The organism is Shinella sp. 838, from assembly GCF_029623935.1.
GTDB lineage: Bacteria > Pseudomonadota > Alphaproteobacteria > Rhizobiales > Rhizobiaceae > Shinella.
In genome coordinates, this window is sequence record NZ_JARSBQ010000007.1 from 45,350 (window position 1) to 67,291 (window position 21,942).

19 protein-coding genes are annotated in these 21,942 nt (G+C 62.5%); 3 read left to right on the forward strand and 16 right to left on the reverse strand.

Annotated elements, in window-relative coordinates:
• Positions 1-57: 57 nt before the first annotated feature.
• From P9A16_RS20315 to P9A16_RS20370, 12 genes are all read right to left on the reverse strand, one after another.
• Positions 58-1,386 carry an ABC transporter substrate-binding protein gene (locus P9A16_RS20315; RefSeq protein ID WP_024271009.1) on the reverse strand — a complete coding sequence of 443 codons (1,329 nt, stop codon included), beginning with the start codon at positions 1,384-1,386 and terminating at the stop codon, positions 58-60.
• Positions 1,387-1,440: 54 nt separating this feature from the next.
• Positions 1,441-2,502 carry an ABC transporter ATP-binding protein gene (locus P9A16_RS20320; protein WP_023511934.1) on the reverse strand — a complete coding sequence of 354 codons (1,062 nt, stop codon included), beginning with the start codon at positions 2,500-2,502 and terminating at the stop codon, positions 1,441-1,443.
• Positions 2,502-3,998 (reverse strand): xylulokinase, encoded by a 1,497-nt coding sequence (locus P9A16_RS20325; protein ID WP_023511933.1) that lies wholly within the window; start codon positions 3,996-3,998, stop codon positions 2,502-2,504. Before P9A16_RS20325 ends, P9A16_RS20320 begins: the two co-directional genes overlap by 1 nt.
• Entirely contained in the window at positions 3,991-5,451 is a 1,461-nt protein-coding gene (locus tag P9A16_RS20330) for an FAD-binding oxidoreductase (RefSeq protein WP_023511932.1), read from the reverse strand. Before P9A16_RS20330 ends, P9A16_RS20325 begins: the two co-directional genes overlap by 8 nt.
• A 113-nt stretch (positions 5,452-5,564) precedes the next feature.
• Entirely contained in the window at positions 5,565-6,581 is a 1,017-nt protein-coding gene (locus P9A16_RS20335; RefSeq protein WP_023511931.1) for a LacI family DNA-binding transcriptional regulator, read from the reverse strand.
• Between the two features lie 787 nt (positions 6,582-7,368).
• Positions 7,369-8,247 (reverse strand): 3-hydroxyisobutyrate dehydrogenase, encoded by an 879-nt coding sequence (gene mmsB / locus P9A16_RS20340; protein WP_023514996.1) that lies wholly within the window; start codon positions 8,245-8,247, stop codon positions 7,369-7,371.
• A gap of 84 nt (positions 8,248-8,331) precedes the next feature.
• Positions 8,332-9,924: a GMC family oxidoreductase gene (locus P9A16_RS20345; RefSeq protein ID WP_023514995.1), complete on the reverse strand. Its 1,593-nt coding sequence runs from the start codon at positions 9,922-9,924 to the stop codon at positions 8,332-8,334.
• Positions 9,925-10,033: 109 nt separating this feature from the next.
• Positions 10,034-10,960, reverse strand: coding sequence for a branched-chain amino acid ABC transporter permease (locus P9A16_RS20350; RefSeq protein WP_430441341.1), 927 nt, complete (start codon positions 10,958-10,960; stop codon positions 10,034-10,036).
• A 58-nt stretch (positions 10,961-11,018) separates the two neighbouring features.
• Positions 11,019-11,906 (reverse strand): branched-chain amino acid ABC transporter permease, encoded by an 888-nt coding sequence (locus P9A16_RS20355; protein ID WP_023513518.1) that lies wholly within the window; start codon positions 11,904-11,906, stop codon positions 11,019-11,021.
• A 7-nt stretch (positions 11,907-11,913) separates the two neighbouring features.
• Positions 11,914-12,615, reverse strand: a complete 702-nt coding sequence (locus tag P9A16_RS20360) for an ABC transporter ATP-binding protein (RefSeq protein WP_023513519.1) — start codon at positions 12,613-12,615, stop codon at positions 11,914-11,916.
• 1 nt (position 12,616) lies between these two features.
• Positions 12,617-13,399 carry an ABC transporter ATP-binding protein gene (locus tag P9A16_RS20365; protein ID WP_023513520.1) on the reverse strand — a complete coding sequence of 261 codons (783 nt, stop codon included), beginning with the start codon at positions 13,397-13,399 and terminating at the stop codon, positions 12,617-12,619.
• A 14-nt stretch (positions 13,400-13,413) separates the two neighbouring features.
• Positions 13,414-14,622, reverse strand: coding sequence for an ABC transporter substrate-binding protein (locus P9A16_RS20370; RefSeq protein ID WP_024271007.1), 1,209 nt, complete (start codon positions 14,620-14,622; stop codon positions 13,414-13,416).
• Positions 14,623-14,791: 169 nt separating this feature from the next.
• Between P9A16_RS20370 and P9A16_RS20375 the strand changes: the two genes are divergently transcribed.
• Entirely contained in the window at positions 14,792-15,721 is a 930-nt protein-coding gene (locus P9A16_RS20375; RefSeq protein ID WP_024271006.1) for a LysR family transcriptional regulator, read from the forward strand.
• A 217-nt stretch (positions 15,722-15,938) separates the two neighbouring features.
• Here the strand turns inward: P9A16_RS20375 and P9A16_RS20380 are convergent, their stop codons facing one another.
• Together P9A16_RS20380 and P9A16_RS20385 are read right to left on the reverse strand one after the other, a co-directional pair.
• On the reverse strand, positions 15,939-16,616 hold the full coding sequence (locus P9A16_RS20380; RefSeq protein ID WP_081870674.1) for an NnrS family protein: 678 nt from the start codon (positions 16,614-16,616) through the stop codon (positions 15,939-15,941).
• 82 nt (positions 16,617-16,698) lie between these two features.
• Positions 16,699-16,875 carry a hypothetical protein gene (locus P9A16_RS20385; protein WP_156032042.1) on the reverse strand — a complete coding sequence of 59 codons (177 nt, stop codon included), beginning with the start codon at positions 16,873-16,875 and terminating at the stop codon, positions 16,699-16,701.
• A 101-nt stretch (positions 16,876-16,976) separates the two neighbouring features.
• Here P9A16_RS20385 and P9A16_RS20390 point away from each other — a divergent pair, with 101 nt between their 5' ends.
• Together P9A16_RS20390 and P9A16_RS20395 are read left to right on the forward strand one after the other, a co-directional pair.
• Positions 16,977-18,965 carry a cysteine peptidase family C39 domain-containing protein gene (locus tag P9A16_RS20390; protein WP_024271005.1) on the forward strand — a complete coding sequence of 663 codons (1,989 nt, stop codon included), beginning with the start codon at positions 16,977-16,979 and terminating at the stop codon, positions 18,963-18,965.
• Positions 18,962-20,659 carry an ATP-binding cassette domain-containing protein gene (locus tag P9A16_RS20395; protein WP_023512178.1) on the forward strand — a complete coding sequence of 566 codons (1,698 nt, stop codon included), beginning with the start codon at positions 18,962-18,964 and terminating at the stop codon, positions 20,657-20,659. The genes P9A16_RS20390 and P9A16_RS20395 overlap by 4 nt, the downstream gene beginning before the upstream one ends.
• Here P9A16_RS20395 and P9A16_RS20400 read toward each other — a convergent pair.
• Together P9A16_RS20400 and P9A16_RS20405 are read right to left on the reverse strand one after the other, a co-directional pair.
• Positions 20,614-21,603: a GNAT family N-acetyltransferase gene (locus P9A16_RS20400; RefSeq protein ID WP_037408249.1), complete on the reverse strand. Its 990-nt coding sequence runs from the start codon at positions 21,601-21,603 to the stop codon at positions 20,614-20,616. The two genes, P9A16_RS20395 and P9A16_RS20400, sit on opposite strands and share 46 nt — an antisense overlap.
• Before the next feature lie 27 nt (positions 21,604-21,630).
• Complete coding sequence (locus P9A16_RS20405) at positions 21,631-21,777, reverse strand: hypothetical protein (protein WP_024271004.1); 147 nt, start codon at positions 21,775-21,777, stop codon at positions 21,631-21,633.
• Positions 21,778-21,942: the final 165 nt, after the last annotated feature.

A 21,942-nucleotide genomic window follows, 5' to 3' on the forward strand; every position in this document is an offset into this window, starting at 1 on the left:
TCGAAAACTCCTGTGGGAACGGGCCAGGGGAGGAGCGCACCCTCCCCTGGCGTCTCGTCACTTGATGACGTCGCGCATCTTGGCTGCGGCCTGCGCTACGGCTTCGGCTGAGTCCATTCCGCGCAGGATCTTGTTCTGCAGCATTTCCGGCATGACGAAGGATTCGAACACCTTGCCCGGCCTGACGTCCGGCCTGGGTCCCTGCGTGTCGATCGAAGTCAGGATGACCGATCCGTCGGTGACCAGGTTGCGCATCTGGTCGATCTCCGCACTGAACTGCTTGATCAGTGCATTGTCACGCCAGCGCTGGTCATCGTAGATGTCGAGCCGGGCCGGCTGGAAGTGCACCGGGGCCGTGTGCAGGAAGTCGACCATGCGGTCGGTCGTCAGCCAGCGCATGAATTCCATGGCATTGCCGGTATTGTCCGTCTTCAGTACGACCCAGCCGTCATAGCCGTGGCTGACTGCCGTCTGCTTTCCGGCGCTATCCATGTAGGGCATGATGCCGAGACGCCCGCCCATGTCGGGATTGTCCCGCGCCGCCGCCTCGTAGACGCGGCCCGCATAGGCGCCATGCGCCACCGTGCCGGCGACGAGGTTCGACAGGACGTCCGAATAGCCGGCCTGGAGCGCGCCGGGCGGCATGGTGGCGTAGAGCCGCGCCATGAAGTCGAGATAGGCGGCGGCTTTCGGCTTCATCTCGTCATTGTCGATGATGACGTTCCACTGGTCGTCGAAGAGCTTGACGCCCTCAGCCCACAGGAAAGCGAACGACATCCAGTTGGCGGCGCCGTTGGAGCCGATCGGGAAGAGGCATCCCTTCTGGCGACCCTCCACCAGCGCCTCGCAATTGCCGGCAAAGGCGTCCCAGGTCTTCGGTACCGAGAGGCCCTTCGCCTCGTAGAGGTCCTTGCGGTAGTAGACGAGCGCGAGGTTGTAGTCGAAGGGATACCAGTAGACCTTGCCGTCGATGGGGAAGAGGATGTTGTTGCCCCATTTGAACTCGTCGGTGAGCTCGTTCAGCGGCACGATCTGCTCCTCTTCAGCCAGGAGAAGAACCTGGCCGATGAAGCCGACATTGGCGACGTCATAGGGCGTGCCGGATCGGATGCCGTTGGTGATCTTCGTGAACGCCTCGTCGAGCGGCACCGAATCGACGATGACTTCGACACCGGTCTTTTCCTGGTACTCCGCAGCCATCTTGGCGAAGAAGGCGAGCGTATCCTTGCCCGTCTCGCAGTTCAGGAAGCGGATGGGGCGTTTTTCCTGCGCGCGCAGTGCAGGCGCAGCCAGCCCCGACAGCGCAAGGCCCATGCCGATGGCGCCAGCGCCCTTGAGAGCCTGCCGCCTGGTCCACACGCCACCCTTCGTCTTTTCGTATGTCATGTCTTCTCCTCCCATGATCCGCTCTCTGTGCGGACGCTCCCAATGCGTTGGCCGTTATCGGCCGGTGGAAAGCCTTTCGCCGCTTTCGCGGTCGAAGAGATGGATCGCCGCCTCTGGTACGATGATCCTCATGCTGCTGCCGAGCGCCACGTCGTCGCGGCGGCCGGTCATGACGCGCAGGCGACGCCCTGCCAGCTCGCCGATGAACAGGGTCTGCGAACCGAGCTGCTCGATGCCCCGGATGGTGAACGGCAGGCCCTCCCCGGCCGGCACGATCGCTTCCGGCCGCATGCCGACCGTCACGCGCCCCTCCCGGCGCGTGAGGCCCTGCGGAGCAGGAATCGAAACGCCCTCGCCGAGCACCAGCCGCCCGTCGGATAAATCCGCATCGACAAGATTCATCTCAGGCGAGCCGATGAAACCGGCGACGAAGGCATTGGCCGGACGGTCATAGACCTCCAGCGGCGAACCGATCTGCTGCACCCAGCCGTCCCGCATGATGACGATGCGGTCCGCAAGCGTCATCGCCTCGGTCTGGTCGTGCGTGACATAGATCATCGCCTTTCCGATGCGCCTTTGCAGCAGGGCGATCTCCTCGCGCATGCGCGAGCGCAGCTTGGCATCGAGATTGGACAGCGGCTCGTCGAGCAGGAAAACGGCGGGATCGCGCACCAGCGCACGGCCGAGCGCCACGCGTTGCATCTGGCCGCCCGAAAGCTGGCCGGGCTTGCGCTCGAGCAGATGCGTGATGTCCAGCATTTCGGCTGCCGCATCCACCCGCTTCGTGATCTCGCTCGTGTCGGTGCCCCGCATCTTCAGGCCGAAGGACATGTTCCCCCGGATCGTCTTGTGCGGGTAGAGCGCGTAGTTCTGGAAGACCATCGCGATGTCGCGATCCTTGGGTTCCAGCGCCGTGACATTGCGCCCGCCGATATGCAGCTCGCCGTCGCTGATCGTCTCGAGGCCCGCGACCATGCGCAGCGTGGTCGACTTGCCGCAACCCGAGGGTCCGAGCAACACGATCAACTCGCCCTTGGCGATTTCCAGATCGACGCCCTCCACCGCGACCACTGGGCCATAGGTCTTGCGCAGCTTGCGCAGACTGACTTCCGCCATCACTTCGCCTCCCTGATTGCCCGGACCGTCTCGTGATTGATCGGGGTCAGTGCCTCCTTTGCCGCCCGGAAACGGGCAAAGCCGGCATCGTAGACCCCGGCGATGCCAGCGGTCGGGGTCAGGGTCTCGGCCACCCGGATGACTCGGGCCGCGTCCACCGTATCCGCGAAGACACCGATGCCAATGCCGGCGATAAGGGCCGCACCGTAGGACGCATCGCCTTCCGCCGGCACCTCGATCGTGAGGCCCGTAACGTCGGCAATGATCTGGCGCCACAGGGCGCTGCGCGTGCCGCCGCCGACGAGGCGCGCGGTGTCGAAACCCATGCCACGGGCGTGCAGCACCGTCAGGCAATCACGCAACGTGTAGGCGATGCCTTCGTAGAGCGCGCGGCAGATGTGCGGCGCCCCGTGCTGGAAGCCGAGCCCAACGAAAGAGGCCCGCAGATCCGGATCCCAATAAGGGCTCCGCTCGCCGTTGAGATAGGGATGGAAGAGCAAGCCTTCTGATCCCGCGGGAGCCTCCTGCGCCTTTTTGTCCATGCCGTCGAAGCCGATCTCCGCAAACAGCGCGTCGCGCAGCCAGCGATGGGCGGAAGCGCAGGAATTGGTGCCGAGGATGGCGTAGTGATGGCCCGGAACGAGGTGCGGATAGTGGATGACGTCATCGGAGAAGACCGGCGCGGCGGTGAGCGTCGACACCGTGCCCGCCGTCGCCAGCTTCAGCGCGCCGATGCCCGATCGGGTCATGCCGGCCGCATAGGTTTCCGCATTGGTATCGGAGGTGCCGCAGACGACGGACGTGCCCTTCTTGAGCCCTGTCTGCGCGGCAGCCGCAGCCGTCACGGTTCCGGTCGTCGCCGTCGATCCGACGATCTGCGGCAGCACGCCAGGCTCCAGCCCGGCCATCGCGCACAGTTCCGTCGACCAGCGGTCGCGCTGCGCATCGGCCAGCATCAGGCCCCAGGCATCCGTGAGGTCCGTCGCGTCGCTACCGTCGAGACGGCGGCGCAGCCAGTCCTTGGCGGGCAGCAGGCGGCGGATGCGGGCATGAACCTCCGGCTCTTCCTCCCGCAGCCAGGCGAGCTGCGGCAGGGTCCAGGTCGGGCTGACCCGGTTACCGGAGAGTTCGAGGATGCGCGGGCCACGAGCGGCCCTTTCCCGCGCGACCTGCGGGCCGGAGCGCTGGTCGTTCCACATGATGGCCGGGCGCAGGGTCCGGCCCACCTCGTCCTCTAGGACATGGGTATGGGCGCCCGCGGTCACCGAGACGGCTGCGACGCGGCCGGGATCGATGCCAGCGTGCCAGATCTTCTGAAGCGATTCCACCAGGGCGGACCACCAGCCTTCCGGGTCCTGTTCGCTGAAGCCGGGTTTCGGCGTCAGCGTTTCCACGGCAACGGAGGCCGTGGCAAGGACCTTCCCGTCACCGGAAATGACCGTCGACTTGAGCGATCCTGCGCCGAGGTCGACCCCGAGCAAGAGGATGTCAGACATTGGCACCCCTGTCGCGGTAGGGATCGACGGCGCCGGGCCGCGGTGGGAAGCCGAGCTTGCCGGGATTGAACAGGTTCTGCGGATCGACGGAAGCCTTGATGCTGCGCAGGAGATCCATCCCGACGCCATGCTCGCCATCCATCCACGGCCCGCGGAAGAGGCCGCTACCATGATGATGCGCAATGGAGCCGCCATGGGCCAAGGTTTCGCCGGTCGCGATTTCCCACATCTTCTGGTGCAGCGTCAGCGCCGCATCCTGGTCCATGGGTGGCAGGCGCAGCGTCATGTACTGGCAGACGCCTTCCGGGTAGACATGCGACCAGTGCGCGCTGAAATGCGCGTTCGGCAGCACTTCCGCCACAATGCGCGCGGCGATCGTGTCGTAGAGCGCGGCCGTATTGCTCCAATTTACGGTCACCTCGATCGTGTCGTTGTAATAGCCGCGATCAAGCCATTGCTTGGTGATCGAGTGGTAGCGCTTGGCGCGCCATTCGTCGAAGGGACGCGTTTCTGTCTCAACCGCATCGACGTCCTGCGCAAAGCCGCGCACGAGCGCTGCTTCGGCGGCCACGATGGCCGGCTCACCGCAGACGACGATGTTGGCCATCACCGGGCGGGTCCGATAGGCATCGATGCCCTCGGTGCGCAACGCAGTTTCCTTTTCATCGTAGAGACGGACGATCCGCGGATGAAGACCCGCCTGCATGATGCGCTTGGCAAGCCCCAGCGCGGCACCCCGGTCCGGCAGGGCCAGCACCATCACCTCTTCGGCTACCGGCAGCGTCCAGATGCGCATGGTCAGTTCCGTGATGACGGCGAGCGTGCCTTCGCTACCCACGATGACATCGAGCACGGAAGGACCGGAGGCACGCTTGGGCAGCGGGCGGACTTCCAGCACGCGCCCGTCGGGCATGACGGCCTTCAGGCCGACAACAATGTTCTCGATCTTACCGAAGCGGCTCGATTCCTGTCCGCCGCCACGGCAGGCGGCCCAGCCGCCGACCGTCGAAATAGTGAGGGACTGCGGCAGGTGGCCAGACGTGTACCCTTCGGCATTCAGCGCATCTTCGAAGGCCTCGCCGTTCATGCCGGCTTCGACCGTGACGAGGTTGTTCTCGCGATCGATGCCGAGGATACGGTTCATGCGCTGCATGTCGAGCATCAGTTCCTCGCCGAGCGGGATGATCCCGCCGAGAACGCCGGAGCCGCTGCCGTAGGGAATGAGCGGCTTGTCGACTTCGCCGGCCTTGCGGACGATCGCCGACACCTGCTCGGTGCTGGCCGGGCGCAACACCAGAGCGGGCAGCGTGCCAACCAACGCGCCTTCTCGCGCACGGAAGTTCGCATAGGGCAGACGGTCATGGGCGTAGCCGGCACGCGCGGCCTCGTCCACCAGGACGTTTTCTGCGCCGATCAGCTCCGAAAGCTCGGAGACGAGATCACGTTCTTTCAACGGTTTTTCCTCCTCTATGCCCTGCGAAATCTTCAATCTCGCCTTGGACAAACGTTTGCTCAAGCAATAAACAAGCTATTTCGCGCAGGATGTCAACCCTGACGCCGGATTTTTCAAAGAGCAGCCACAGAGGCGCGGATAATGAGTTCGTCGGGGGGAAGAAGAAGGCTGCCTGCGGATTGCGTGCCGTTGGGCTCCACCCCCTGGATGAGATCGATTAACCGACGCGCGGCAACTCGCCCCATCTCTTGCGACGGCAACGCGACCGTCGTCACCTGCGGATAGACGACCCGCGCGAGCAGGTCATCATGCATGGTGATAACCGACACCTCCTCGGGTACGCGGACATCCCGTTCATGCAGCCGCGCGATGGTGGCAGCTGCCGTTAGCAGCGTCGCTGCGTGGATCGCCGTCACTCCGATGGCAAGAAGTTTGTCCACGGCCGCCGGCACCGCATCAGGGCTATAGCCCGCCTGCGCTATGAGATGATCGCCATGATCGAGCCCTGCTGCGGCCATCGCTTCCTCCCACCCGCGCCGGCGCATGTCGCCGTTGAAGCGCCCAAGCCGACCGGCAAGATGCCCGATACGGCGGTGTCCCATCGCGATAAGGTGTTCCACCCCCATGCGCGCTGCGCGCCGCGTGTCGATGGCGACACAGTTCTCGTCGCCGGGCAAGTGCCGGTTAAGGACGACATGCGGCAGGTCCGTACTGTTCAAAACTTGGCGCAACCGGTTGTCATCGTCAAAGCTCGCGATGATGACGCCTTCGATGATGCTGGAGCGCGAAATATCGGAGATAATCTCCCGCCCGTCTCCCTTGTCGTAGGAAACGAGCAGAGCAAAGCCTCTGCTGCGCGCCTCGATCTCCGCCCCGATGATAGCGGAGGCGAAGATCGGGTTTTCGATCTGCGGCACCACCATGAGCACGGTCGAGGACTTTGCTGTCTTCAGGGCGCGCGCTACGGGATTTCCGTGATAGCCAAGACGTTCGGCTGTTTCGAGAATACGGGTGCGTGTCTCCTCAGAGACACGCCCCTTGTTCTGCAGCACACGTGAAATAGTCGAGACATCCACGCCCGTCGCGGCCGCTACGTCACGCAAGGTGACCGACGAGTTCTTGTTGTTCATGCAATCCTCCTGCGCCCATCTAAAAGCCAATAGGCCGATAAGGAAACGGCATTAAATCGCTTTACTCGGAAACTATCCAGTTCGACGGCAAAGACATTCGAACCGACGTACCCCGTCGCTCCCAAACCGCTCCGCACAAGCTTCACCGGCTGCGGGCATGGGCCAGACCTGGCTGGAACGACCGGTTTGGGAATTGCAAGGAAATACAACTTACCTCCACTTTGCTCTCATCTTGCCCGCTCTGGCCACCTCTGACATTTTTTGCAAACCCGCAGGCCTGCAGCGGCGTAAAATGCTCAAGCCCCATCCCCCTCCAGGCGTATATTGCGAGCGGCGCCAAGGATCGCTGCGTGGCACGAGATCGCGTTTGCATTTGCCATCGAAGGGCCGCCGCCGCCCAAAAGAGGAGCAACGAAGCTGGTGAGAAAGCAGAAGGAGTGGCAAGCCATGTTGCGGGCTTTCGTCACGGGACTAGCGGCAGACTGTGGCACGCTTGAGCACCACCGTGGCTCCTGTCACAATGAAAAGTACGGCAACCAGCGTCATAGGAATTAAGCGTGCTGGGTACATGCTTCCTCCATGAAACCGGTCTGGAAAGGAGCGTCAGGCGAACCTGACGCACCCGGAGCAGGAGCCGCAGACGGTTGTCAAAAGATTAACGACGGCGCTGTTTCCAGCCTTGAATCTTGTGGGGGCGTGCGGGTTTTTCGGGTTCGCGAAAACGCGCCCTCCAGGATATCGGCGTCCTGCCTGGCCCATCCACCGGCAACAAATGCTCCTGAGGCGGCTATAGTCCCCGCAGCATTTCGATGATGGCGGAGAAGTCCCGGCCGCCGTTCCCTTCTTTTTCGAAAGCCTCGTACAAGTTCGAGGCGGCGGCACCCAAGGGTGTCGCAGCACCACACGCATCCGCAACCTGCTGGGAGAGCCGCAGGTCCTTCAGCATCAAATCGGTTGCAAAGCCGGGCTTGTACGCGCTGTTGGCGGGCGAGGATGGAACGGGACCGGGAACAGGGCAATAGGAGGTCAGTGACCAACATTGGCCGGAAGACGCCGAAGCCACGTCGAACAGGGCCTGATGGGAAAGACCGAGCCTTTCTCCCAGTGCGAAGGCCTCACTGACGGCGATCATGGAAATGCCGAGGACCATGTTGTTGCAGATCTTCGCGGCCTGACCGGCGCCATCGGCCCCGCAATGCACGATCCTCTTACCCATCACTTCCAGCAACGGTCTGGCGCGGGCGAAGGCTTCGAGCGAGCCGCCGGCCATGAAGGTGAGCGTGCCGGCGGCCGCCCCGCCGGTACCGCCGGAAACCGGTGCGTCCAGCGAAGGGCAACCCACCGCCCGGGCGATACCGTGTACCCTGCGCGCACTCTCCACATCCACTGTCGAGCAATCGACCTGAAGGGTTTCGGCGGGAACCAGCCCCGCCAACTTCTCCCAAACGGCAACGACATGCTCGCCCTTCGGCAGCATGGTGATCACGACCTCCGCCCCGCTGACGGCCTCACCCAGGGTGGTGAAGGTCTTGACACCGGCCTGTGCGGCAGCGGCGCGCGAGGTTTCGGAAAGGTCATACCCGGAAACACTGTGCCCGGCCTTGACAAGATTTGTGGCCATTGGACCGCCCATATTGCCCAACCCGATGAAAGCGACATGAGGCATGCTGATCGTCCTTCGTACAGATCTTTCGAATTGCGGGCACGGATATGAGCAACCGAAGCGCACCTGCCCGGAATTTGGGGGGGATCACCGCTCCGCCAGGATCATGGCTGCTGCCTTCTCCGCGATCATGATCGTCGGAGAATTGGTGTTGCCGGAAGTGATGCGCGGCATGACGGAGGCATCGGCGATACGAAGCCGGCCAAACGCCCGCAGCTTCAGCTGCGGATCCACGACGCTTTCCGGATCGGCCCCCATGCGGCAGGTGCCGGTCGGATGGAAGATCGTCGTGCCAATGTCACCCGCCGCTTTTTCAAGATCCGCGTCGGTCTCGAAGGAGGGGCCGGGTTTGTGTTCGATCGGATTGAAGCGGGCGAAGGACGGCTGCTGCACGATATGGCGCGTCAGGCGGATTGCGTTGACGGCCACGTCGCGGTCGCTTTGCTCGCTGAGATAGTTCGGGCGGATTTGCGGCTGCAGGGCAAAGTCCGGGCCTTTCACATGAACCGAGCCACGGCTGTCGGGGCGCAAGTTGCACACGCTCGCCGTCATCGCCGGGAAGGGATGGACGCCCTCGCCAAACTTCTCGAGCGACACCGGCTGGATGTGATACTGCAGGTCGGGCGTCTCCTTGTCCGGCCCCGAACGGGTGAAGATGCCGAGCTGACTCGGCGCCATCGCCATGGGGCCGGAGCGCCTCACCAGATATTCGAGCCCAATCGACGCCTTGCCGAGCAGCGTGCTGGCTTTCTCGTTCAGCGTCGGCACGCCGGTGACTTTGTAGACCAGCCGAAGCTGGAGATGGTCCTGCAGGTTCTCACCGACGCCGCCCACATCCTTTGCGACCTCGATGCCCGCGTTCTTGAGGACCTCGCCGCGACCGATGCCGGAGAGTTCAAGAAGATGGGGGGAGCCGATCGCGCCAGCGCTCAGCACGGTCTCGCGGGCGGCATAGGCCTTCTTGACGACCCCCTCGTGCTGGAACTCGACGCCCTTGACCTCGCCACCTTCAACGATCAGGCGCCGCGCATGCGCCTTGGTGAGAACGGTCAGATTGGACCGGGCACGTGCCGGTTTGAGGAAGGCCTTGGAGGTGTTCCAGCGGATGCCCGAGCGCTGGTTGACGTCGAAATAGCCGGATCCTTCATTGTCGCCGCGGTTGAAATCCTCGGTCTCGGGTATGCCGGCTTCGCTCGCAGCCTTCTGGAAAGCATCCAGCACCGCCCAGCGCACGCGCGCCTTTTCCACGCGCCATTCGCCGCCGCCGCCATGCATGTCGCTCGGGCCCTTATAGAAATCCTCCGACTTGCGGAAATGCGGCAACACATCGTCCCAGCCCCATCCAGTGCAGCCAAGCTGGCGCCACAGGTCGTAATCGCGCGCCTGACCACGCATGTAGATCATGCCGTTGATCGAGGAGCACCCACCGAGCACCTTTCCGCGTGGATAGTTCAGCGCCCGACCGTTGAGGCCCGGCTCCATGTCGGTGGAAAAGCACCAGTCCGTGCGCGGGTTGTTGATACAATAGAGATAACCGACCGGGATGTGGATCCAGTGATAGTTGTCGCTTCCACCGGCCTCCAGCAGCAGCACGCGATGGCTGCGATCCGCCGACAACCGGTTGGCGAGGACACAGCCAGCGCTACCGGCACCCACGATGATGTAGTCGAACTGTTCCATGTCGAACTCCAAGCAGACCCCGTCCAGCGTGCCGCCCAGGCGCCGCGGGGTAATGTCTCCGTTTCCTTTTCGTGGGGCCGGTCTCCAGCACCCTGCCGCTGAGGGGCGTCTAGAAGCCGAGCTTCCTGCCCAGCCGCGAGGCGTAGAACTCCCCCACGATGCCGCGACGGAAGAGCAGAACACAGGCCATGAAGACGATGCCGGTGACGATTGTGACCGGAACATCGGAGGTGGCGAGGTAGTTCTGCAGCGTGACGACCAGACCGGCGCCGACGACCGGCCCGATCATCGTGCCAATGCCGCCGAGCAGCGTCATCAGGATCACTTCGCCGGACATCTGCCAGCCAACGTCGGTAAGCGTGGCGAACTGAAACACCAGAGCCTTGAGGCCACCGGCAAGCCCCGTAAGCGCCGCTGACATGACGAAAGCCCCGAGCTTGTAGTTGCGAACCGAATAGCCGAGCGAGATCGCGCGCTGCTCGTTCTCCCGGATCGACTTCAAGATCATGCCGAAAGGCGAGTTGATGAAGCGCCAGATGATGGCCATGCCGAACAGGAAGACGACGAGGACGAAGTAATACATGCTGGTTGGACGGTTGAGGTCGATCAGGCCGAACAGATGGCCGCGCGGCACCGACTGGATACCATCCTCACCATGCGTGAAGGCTGCCTGCAGGCAGAAGAAGTAGAACATCTGCCCGAGCGCCAACGTGATCATCGCAAAATAGATGCCCTGCCGGCGGATGGCGAAGAACCCCACCACCAGGCCGAGCAACGCTGCGCCCACAACACCGATGAGAATACCGGCCTCTGGGGTGACGCCCCACTCCTTCACCGCGTATGCGGTGAAGTAGGCCGCACCACCAAAGAAGGTGGCGTGGCCGAAGGAGAGCAATCCGGTATAGCCGAGCAGCAAATTGAAGGCACAGGCAAACAGCGCGAAGCACAGGAGCTTCATCAGGAAGATCGGGTAGAGGAACAGCGGGGCTGCAGCCAGGCAGCCAACCGCCACGACCAGCAATCCCACCTGGATCATCGAAGCACTACGCTCCGACCGGGCATTCGTCGTCATTTTTTCAGAAAGCTCCACCATGTCACGCATCCCTTCCGAACAGGCCGGCGGGCCGCAACAGAAGCACGATCGCCATAATTACGAAGATAACGATGTTGGAGGCTTCCGGGTAGAAGACCTTGGTCAGGCCCTCGGCGATGCCAAGCATATAGCCCGTGATGATCGCTCCCATGATGGACCCCATGCCGCCGACGACGACCACCGCGAAGACGACGATGATCAGGTTCGTGCCCATCAACGGCGAGACCTGGTAGACCGGCGCCGCCAGCACGCCGGCAAAGGCGGCAAGCCCCGCGCCGAGCGCATAGGTAAAGGTCAGGAGCAGCGGCACGTTGACGCCGAAAGCCTGTACAAGGACGGGGTTTTCCGTCGCTGCGCGCAGGTAGGAACCGAGTTTGGTCTTCTCGATTAGAAGCCAGGTTCCAAGGCAGGCGAGCAGCGAAACGACGACGACCCAGCCGCGATAGTTCGGCAGGAACATGAAACCGAGGTTGGTGCCGCCCGCAAGCAATGGCGGCGCCGCGTAGGGCTGGCCGGACGCGCCGTAGAGATAGCGGAACGTCCCCTCGATCGTCAGCGCCAGACCGAAAGTGAAGAGCAGACCATAGAGCGGATCGAGATTGTAAAGTCGGCTCAGCATGGTGCGTTCGATGACCGCACCGAGAAGCCCGACGATGACGGGTGCGAGAAGCAGGGCGGCCCAGTAGCTGATTGCAAAATACTGCAGCAGCAGGAATGCGACGAAGGCGCCCAGCATGTATTGCGCCCCGTGGGCGAAGTTGATCACGCGAAGCAGGCCGAAGATGACGGCGAGCCCGAGGCTCAGCAGCGCATAGAACGAACCGTTGATCAGGCCGATCAGCAACTGACCCAGGAGCGCCTGCACCGGAATTCCGAAAATCATGGTCATGGCGCGGTCAGACCCCCAGGACTTTGTGAAGCATCGGCATCCGGTCGGGCAGTTCCGACACCGGGAAATCCGCCACCATCTGGCCGTGGTCCATCAGGTAGAAGCGGTCGGCGATCTTGCTCGCGAAACGGAAGTTCTGCTCGACCAACAACACGGTCATGCCCCGCTCCTTCAGCGTCTTCAGCACGTCGCCGATGCGCTGCACGATAACCGGGGCCAAACCCTCCGTCGGCTCATCGAGAAGGAGCATCTTCACGCCTGTGCGCAGGATGCGGGCCATCGCCAGCATCTGCTGCTCGCCGCCGGACAGCTTGGTACCGGGACTGGTGCGGCGTTCGGCAAGGTTCGGGAAGAGGCCATAGATTTCGTCGAGCGACATCCCGCCCTTGGCGACGACCGGCGGCAGCATGAGGTTTTCCTCCACTGTCAGCGTCGCGAAGATACCACGCTCTTCCGGCACGAAGCCGATGCCGGCATGCGCCGTCCTGTGCAGCGGCACGGCCATCATGTCTTTGCCGTCGAAACGGATCTGGCCCTTTCGCTCGCGCAGGATGCCGACGATCGTGCGCAGCGTTGTCGATTTCCCCACGCCGTTGCGGCCGAGGATGGTAATCATCTCCCCTTCGCCCACCGTCATGTCGACGCCATGGAGTACGTGGCTCTCGCCATACCAGCTGTTGAGGCCCTTGACCTCCAGCAACGGTCTCATCTCAAGCCTCCTCCGTACCCATGTAGGCGACGCGGACCTGCTCATTCCGGCTGACGGTTGCATAGTCGCCCTCAGCCAGAATCTCGCCCCGCTGAAGCACGGTGACGTGATGGCAGATATTGGCCACGACCTTGAGGTTGTGCTCGACCATCAGGATGGCGCGATCCCTGGAAAGTGCGGTGATGAGGCTGGCGATGACGCCGACATCTTCCTGCCCCATCCCGGCCATCGGCTCATCCAGCAGCAGCACCTTCGGGTCGAGCGCCAGCGTGGTGGCGATCTCCAGCGCGCGTTTGCGGCCGTAGGACAGGTCGGCAGCGACACCGTTGCGCCATCTGTCGAGACCGACCATGGAAATCAGCTCGTCGGCGCGGGCGTTCAGGCAGTTCAGCGACGCCATCGGCTTCCAGAACTGTGTGGCGAGGTTGTTCGGCCGCTGCAGCGCCACGCGGACATTGTCCAGCACCGTCAGGTGCGGAAAGACCGCGGAAATCTGAAAGGACCGAACGAGACCCATGCGGGCGACCTTGTCCGGCGGCATGTTCGTGATGTCCGTCCCAAGCAGCGCAATCGTGCCTGCCGTCGGCTGAAGGAACTTCGTCAGGAGGTTGAAGACAGTCGTCTTGCCCGCGCCGTTCGGTCCGATCAGGGCGTGAACGCGGGCATGATGGACATCGAGATCGACGTTCTTCACCGCAGAGAAGCCACCGAAGTCTCGCCGAAGGCCGCGGGCGGAAAGCACCACCCGCGGATCCGGCTGCGTCTGTCGTTCAGACATAGCCATGCTTGCGTCCAGACCTACTGGCTTACCAGATCGCAGCCGCTCTTGGCCGGATCGATGAAAGCGTCCTTGCCGGGAATGGTCGCCAGCACCTTGAAGTAATCCCAATCGACATTGCTTTCGCCCGGCTTCTTCACCTCGAGCAGGTACATGTCGTGGATCATCCGGCCGTTCGCTGCAACCGTGCCATTCTTGGCGAAGACGTCGTTGACGGGCATTTCGTGCAGCGCCTTGGAAACCGCATCGGCCTCATCCGTGCCTGCCTTGTCGATCGCCTTGAGGTACTGGGTGACGGCGGAATACGTGCCCGCCTGCACCATGTTCGGCATGCGGCCGGTACGGTCGAAGAAGCGCTTGCCGAACTTTGCCGACTCCTCGTCGCGGTTCCAGTAGAAACCCTCGGTGAGCGTCAGGCCCTGGGCCGCTTCCAGGCCGAGGCCATGGACTTCGGCGAGCGTGAAGAGAAGTGCCGCAAGGCGCTGGCCGCCGGCGACGATGCCGAATTCGGCTGCCTGCTTGATGGCGTTGGCCGTGTCGAGGCCGGCATTGGCAAGGCCGATGACTTTGGCGCCGGACGACTGGGCCTGGAGGAGGAACGACGAATAGTCGGTCGTGGCGAGCGGGTGGCGGACCGAGCCTGCGACCGTGCCGCCGTTCTCCTTGACGAAGTTCGACGTGTTCTCCTCCAGCGAGTAGCCGAAGGCATAGTCGGCCGTCAGGAAGAACCAGCTGTCGCCGCCCTGCTTCACAAGCGCGCCGCCGGTACCGACCGCCAGCGAATGGGTGTCATAGGCCCAATGGAAACCGTAGGGGCTGCACTGCTTGCCGGTCAACTCGGTCGTTGCCGCACCGGTATTGATGGTGATCTTCTTCTTTTCCTTGGAAAGCGCCTGTACCGCGAGACCGACCGACGAAGACGTCAGCTCCATGATGCTGTCGACCTGTTCGGTGTCGTACCATTGGCGGGCGATGTTGGAGGCGATGTCGGCCTTGTTCTGATGGTCGGCGGTGACGACCTCGACCGGTGCGCCGGCCGCCTTGCCGCCGTAGTCCTCGACGGCCATCTTCGCCGCCTCGTAAGACCACTTTCCACCGAAATCCGCATAGACCCCGGACTGGTCGTTGAGAATGCCGATCTTGACCTTGCCGTCGGATACATCGGCAGCAATAGCAGCCGTACCCATCGAGAGCAGGATGGCTGTGGACGCAATAAGACTGTTACGCATGTATCTCCTCCCCGAGATCAAAAAATGCCGATCTGTTCAAAAATTGGCCGACTGTTCTCCCGACAGCGACCCTCCCACCGCTAGTTTCCCAAAAAACCCGATTGACGCAAGGTTCGTCTGAAATTAATTGCAAACAGGGTCTGTTCATTTTTGAACAGAAGGGACATTCATGTCGGCGTATCCGCAGTTCACCTGGGACGATCTGATGTACTTCCTGGCGGTCGCCCGGACGGGGCAGTTGTCGACGGCTGCACGACAGCTAAGGACGAGTCACGCCACGGTGTCACGCCGCATCGACCGACTGGAATTCGCACTGAAGGTGAAGTTGTTCGAGCGCAATCCGCGCGGTTACGTCCTGACCTCGATGGGCCAGCGCTTTGTCGATACGGCCGAAAAAATCGAGGCGGAGACCGACAGGCTCCAGGCGGAAGTTTCCGGAGGTGCCACCGCCCAGCGCGGCGTGATCCGCATGAGCGCACCGGAAGGCTTCGCCAACTTCTTTCTGACCCATCGGCTGCATGATTTTGCGGCCAGCCATCCGAACCTCGCGCTCGAACTGGTGACGATCCAGCAGATCATGTCGCTCTCGCGCAAGGAAGCGGACCTCGCCGTTTCGCTCGATCCGCCGAAAGCCGGCCCCTATGATTGCGAGAAGATCGCCGACTACAGCCTGCATGTATACGGCTCCCGCCGCTACATCGAAGAGAATGGCCCGGTTCAAAACCGCGACGAGTTGCTCCAGCATCCCTTCATCGGTTACATCGAGGACATGATCTTCGCACCGGGCCTCGACTATCTCGGCGACGTGCATCCCGGCATCAAGGCGCGCTTTCAGAGCTCCAGCATCTTCGCTCAGTTGACGGCAACCCGGAACGGTCTCGGCCTTTGCATCCTGCCGCATTTCGTCGCCAAGCAGCATCCCGAGCTCCAGATCGTCCTTGCCGACGAGGTTGAGCTTCGCCGCACCTACTGGCTGATCTGCCACCACGACCTGCGCAACGTGCCGCGGGTGAAAATGGTGATCGACTTTCTCTTCCGGATCGCCCGCTCGAACATATCTTCTTTCCTGCGGGAGCTCGACGACGACGTCTATCGGTAAGGCCGTTTGCCCCCGGGGTCCCTCGTCCGTGGGAGTGCAAGCGGCTACCGCGTCACAAATGGCAGGCCTGTAAACAACCGCGAGACACAAGATCCTTTCCTTCGGGATCTGAGGGACGATCCCAATGCGCTAGATTGCCAGATATCGATTGCGCAACTCCCTATCGGCGGGAACGTCACGCGCGGAGCCGACATCGACGGTCCGCCCATGGCGATGATTACCGCCCTGTCGGCAAGCTCCAGAGCAACGGCGCAAGGCCGGAGGCGAAGGCGATTTCCGGGAGAACGCGGACGAAAGCGGCGGCAGCTATCAGCAAGGCCGCCCCATGGGCCTGCCACGGCAGGTCCAGGAGATCGCGGCCCGTGTGCCGCAGGCCCGCGATGATCAGCACGGCCATCACCGCGCAACCGAGCGCCCCGACCGACAGCATGTGCAGGCCCGCGACAGGCGGAAGATCAAGGCCGAGCCGCGTTGCACCGAGCACGAGGAAACCGGCACCTGCGAAGGCGTTGCCGAACGCCAGCACGGCCACCTCGGTCTTGAAGGCGGGCTGGCCGATGAACCATTCCGCCAGCCGGTCGAGGAACGCCGCGCCCGCCGCCAGCGCTAGCCAGGCCGAGACGCCACTGTCGGGAGTGACAAGCACCGAGGCCATATAGAGCAAGGTCATCGCCGCCGCCGCGTGGCGTCGCCCGGGATGCGGCCTGTAAACGAGAGGCTTGCAACGGAGCCATCCTTCCTGCTTGGCCATCGTTATGATCACATCATAGAAATTGCCCGCCGTCAGAGAAGATAGATCGAATCCCGGATCGGTATCGAATTTGGCGAAGACGACGGGTTCGGCTGCGCATGCTGCAGTGCTGTCATCTCCCTTGATGACAATGCGGCAGCTCATTGGGGCGTCGATATCGCCGACCTGGGCCGTGGCTGCCAAAGTCGTGAAGAGCACAAAAGGGGCGGGAGGGTTGCCGGAAAGGTCACGCTGCCAAAAGGAAAAGACTTGCCGCGATCAATAGCAGGCCAGCAACCAGCGGCGTACGCGCATTGGCGCGCATGGCTACGACTTCATCCAGTTGCTCGCCCTCGGCCAAGCGATCGAGTGCCTCCTTGCGGAAACGGACTGAACCGCTCTGGCCATTTGTTTCATTGCCCACAATTTTGGACCTAAAATCCGTTGATCTGCGAACGCCCGCCGGTGTCTATGCGCGGGAAGCTTCCAATTCGCCGCTACGCTCGTCGGCCAAAAGAGTCAAGCATGGCATTCAACCAAATCTGGCGGCATCTGGGGCCGTCCTACAAGCGTTTCACACGGATGAGCGGTGATGGTTTCGTCGCGACACCGCAGCGCCTACAAGGTATGGCAGCGGAATGTGGTGCCGTAGCACTTGCCATGCTCATGGCGCACTATGGCCGGGACATCCCACTCGATGTCCTTCGGCGCCGAATCTGCTCCCCGCTGGCGGGGTCGACGTTGCGGAACCTCCGCGATGCGGCACGAGAGGAAGGCTTCTCAGCGACAGCCCGGCGGATCGACCTCGACGGCTTGGTCAATGTACCGCTCCCCGCAATCGTACATCTGCGCTTCCTTCATTTCGCAGTGCTCGAGGCTGTGTCTAAGGTCGGCGTTCGCCTTAACGATCCCGCTGAAGGGGTAGTTGAGTTGGATATGCTTGAATTTTCGCGCCAGTTCACCGGCATCGTCCTCACCATCGCATCAAATGAGCCGCGCGAAGCCGAGCGGACACACCTGATCCAATGGGACAATACGCGCGGCGGACCTGTCTGTCTTCCTGCAACGCTCCTTGCGGTTGGCGCACTCGCAGCCCCGCTAGCCCTCACCACAGGACAGGTCGGCTTGACGTTCGTCTCCGTCCTGTTTTTGCTTGCCGGGGACGGCTTAGCCATGCAGCGAACCCGCGTTGCTGCTCGCAGCAGGGCCGAGCGACATGCTGCAAGTCTCGAGGAACATGTGAAGCGCTGGCCTGCCCAAGACATGGTCCTGTCGGGACGGTACCGGCTCGATGCAATGCTGTCCGCCATTGGGGCCCTCACCGATCCGCTCACACAGCGAAACGTCATATTCCTGCCCGCGCTTGCCGCCTGTTTGGCGGTACCGCCCTTCCTTGCGAGCCTCTTGGGCCTAGCACAAAGCCTGCTGCTGCTTGCGGCATGCAGCTTTTTCATCGCCACATCCAACGGGCGGGGACAACGGCACGCCAAGAGAGGCGATTTGGAGGCCGAACCCGGCCTTCTTACAGCAATGCTGTTCGCGCCAGCTGCCCGTTGGCGCCTTGGGGCTGGCCCGCAGGCGATGTTCGTCCGCCTCTCCGGCCTGTCAACACAGACGGAAAAGCCCCTCTTTACTGCCGTCGAGAAAAACCAACGCCGTACACTTCTCTTTTTGATTGCGGTTGCGGCCAGTCTTGCGCCGGCTTTCGCCGCGAGCGGCGACAGGACACTTGCGATGCTGTGGTGCGGCCTCATGGCCATCTGGCTATGCTTTCGCCTTGTTGATGGGTTGGCAAGCAAGCGGGCGGCCGAGGCCACCTTCGCTCGTCTTTCCGACACCCCTCCGGATGGTTTGATTGGCGCACCGACCGGTGCGCGGGCGTCCGACCGGCTCCACGCCCTCGAATTTCGCGGCGTAAGCTGGCGGCCGTTCGAGCGGTCCGAGAGTGTATTCGGGCCTATCAGTTTCCAGTTTCCCCCCGGCGGATTGCTTGCTGTGGAAGGCCGCTCAGGTAGCGGCCATAGCCTCCTGTGCCGCTTGAGTAGTGGCCTCCTCTCGCCATCCGAAGGTCAAGTTTTGGTGTACGGTCATCAATGTTGCGGACCACAGGCGGGAATCATCCTTCTTGACGGCGAGGAGCCGATGCCACGGGGAAGCGTGCGACGTTTCTTGGCCGTCGAAAGCGACATGGAGAAAAATAGAACACTCGAACTAGTGGAACTGGCCGGAGCGCTTGCGCCACGCGGGGGGCTTGACCTCTATCTCACCGCCGGCGCGCCGGAGCTCAGCGGCGGCCAGAGGGCACGGTTGCAACTCGCGCGCGCCCTTCTTGCCCAGCCCCGCCTTCTCGTCATCGACGGGATGCTTGATTCGGTCGAGGCGGAGCTTGCCGAGCGCATTCTTGCGCGCCTGCACAAATCCGGCCTGACAATGGTGGTCTCGTCTTTGCGCCACCTGCCGATGGAGCTAACCAGCCATCGTGTGGCGCTTGGTTCAGCGGAAACATCGCCATGAGCGGGCGTTATTGGCGACGACGCATCCGACCGCTGGCGGGACATTGGCGCGGCGAAGACATTGGCCCAGTTCTTACCGGCGAAACCGAGGACGACGAGCATATCCATCAGCCGGGAACGACAGGATATCGCCGGCTTGCAGACATGGCGTGCGGCGACTTGAAAATATATGCCTTTGCCGAACGGGGACAGGCTTTGCGGCCTCGCCCGCCGTGGCTGGCCGCGCTCATGCAGGCCGGTTGGCTGGCACCGGGCGGCGCCCTTTGGCTTTGGCAAGCGGACACCTCAAACTGGGCCGGCTTACTCCGGCCCCTTTTCTTCGCCTTTGGGCTTTTCTTTCTCGCCTATGCCGGCCAAACCATCGCCCTGCGCAACATTCGCGATGCCCGCATAGCGATCCGTCACCGCTCTTGGGACAGGTTGCTTTCCTCGCCTGGCGACCGCCGCGCGCATGCGGACCGGCGGGAAAGCCGTGCCAATCACGCAGAATTGGTCTGCTTCTGTGCACGGATGGACTTGCAAGCTTGGCTACCGACGGGCCTGATTGCGCTCCTTGCACTTTCCCTCACGGCAGGGCCGGCGGGTACGATTGCATCGTTGCTCGTCGCAACAGTCCTCGCTGTCGCCGCCGCGATTTGCGACGGGCTGAGCATGGAGCATGGCGTGAGGATGCATGAGCGGGCGGAGGCTGCGCTACGGCGCGCAGGTCCACTCAAATATGCTCCGTGGTCCATCGGATACGGCCAGCTCGATGGGCGACTGCAGAAGGCGCGAAGCTTTTTGGCGGACCGGGTCAGCCGTCTGCACCGGCAATCCGCATTTGATGATGTTGCCCGCAGCATCGATCTTGCAGGGCTGACCTTGACGCCGCTCGCTGCCTACGCCTCGGCATCGGCAAGCAGTCGCCCTTTGGCGGCACTTTTCGCCCTTGCACTCGGCAAGGCTGCGATATCAGTTGCGAGGGCAGCGCTGCGGCTGCGAACCGCTGCCACGCCAACGGTTGCATGCCGAGCTCGCACCGGCGCGGCAGATGAACCTTCGCCCTTCATCAGCCTGGAGGCAAGAGCCGTAACCCACGCCCACGGCACCGGCGCGCCTCTGTTTCAACCCGTCTCCTTTTGGCTGAGGCCAGGAGAGGTTCTGGCACTCACCGGTCCGTCGGGGATCGGCAAATCCACGCTGATGCGCATTCTGATGGGCCTGGAAGAACCGCGGGCAGGCCGACTGCTACTGAATGGCACGCCTCTCAACGGCGCGCGCGTGCAAGCTTGGCGCGTTTCTGCCGCATGCGTCATGCAAGACGAGCGCAATGAACCCGGCACGATTTCCGCTGTGATCGGCGCAGGACTTGACGATATGTCGCCGGTCGCCATAGAGGCAGCAGCCCTGGCCGCCCACGTTCATGAGGAGATCTCGGCCCTGCCCATGGGCTATCTTACCTTGATGATCGAAGGCGCTATGCCGCGAGCGCTCAGCTCCCGCATTGCAATCGCGCGCTGTTTTGCTGCCCGCCCCAGGATCCTTTTTCTCGATGAAACGCTATCCTGCCTCGACACCGACACAGCCGCGCGGATCCTCGCCAATGCCCGCGCTCAAAATATTGCCGTCGTCATGATCTCACATCGGCCGGACGTATTGGCGCTAGCCGATCAGACTGTCGCGATCGGCGCCCCAGAGAAAGTGAACGTGGAGTAGAGGTGTCGATCGTGAAAATCTGCGAACTCCCCGGCGTACCGATCGAGAAACGCCGCCATACCTGGATGTTCCGGTCCTGTGTTGTAGCGCCAGCGCCCCGTTGGGCCGAAGGCGGCATGGTGCCGGCGACAGACCTCCACAAGAAGTGGCATCAATGCCCCCGCGCTGGTCGAGAGGCCCCGGTTGTATAGGCTGCAGAACCAAACCTCGCCCGGCCCGCTATTCTGCACCACCATCCAGCCGTCAAGGTTCATGTTGCGGTACATGAGCAGTGAGAGCTGCTGATTAACGTTTACGAGCGGGTCAAACGGACGCCAGCGACCCGGGACGCCCTCGGCTTCGAGAAGCCCATCGATCTCGGCCCGCTCGCTAGCCGTCACAGCGCCGAACTCGCGAAATTCAATGCCCGGACGGACGGTCATGCGTTCCATGCGGCGGCTGTCGGACCAGACTTTCGTCTGCTGTGCATTCGCGGAAATGCGGACGCAATCCAGCGCCGGCGTGCTCCAGCCAAGCGACGCGAGGAGCCTGGAAAGGGGCTCGGCGCCCGGCAAGCTATCCGACCAGAAAGCCGCCAGTTTGCCGGATCCGGCAGTGCAATAGATTTTCTGTGCCTGTCGCATTAACGCGCGCGCAACACCTTTTCTACGCCACACCGAAGCTGTAAAGACCGACAGAAGCCGTCTGCCGCCCTCGTCACTCTCGCGCCACAGCGCCAGTCCGCACAGTTCCGTTCCCTGAAACGCGACAAAAATGTCGTGGCCCGGCGCACCGTCCAACAACTGCCGATACGCCGGAAATGTCATTCGCTGCGCTTCCGCGCCGACAATAGCATTCCGTCTTTCGACGGTGAATGGATGAGTATTCGGGGTGAGCATTCCCGTTTTCCGCTTTTTTTGACCGGTATCCGCAAACTCTGTCGCGGATACCCGCAGGTTCACCATCCGGCCTTTTCAAGAGGCCGGAGTTTTTTAGCGGCCGAAGCCCGAACCCTTGACGATTTCCTTCATGCTCGGACGCGCCGGATAACCGCCCGAAACCATATCGAGTGCGGCATCGGGAAGCTCGTCATTGACGATGGTCTTAACGTCCTGGCTCTTGATCTTCTTGTCACTCATGTCTGTTCCTTTCGGCCCTGATCGTACAGGGCGGTTGGTTGCGAACCGTCGGTTCCGGAACCGCGCGGTCTTTTTCATTCGGCGCCAATGCCAGAGAAAAAAGCCCGCAGTTATCCCTCCGTCGATCAAACGAGACTCATTCTCGCCAGCGATCGCCGGAAAGTT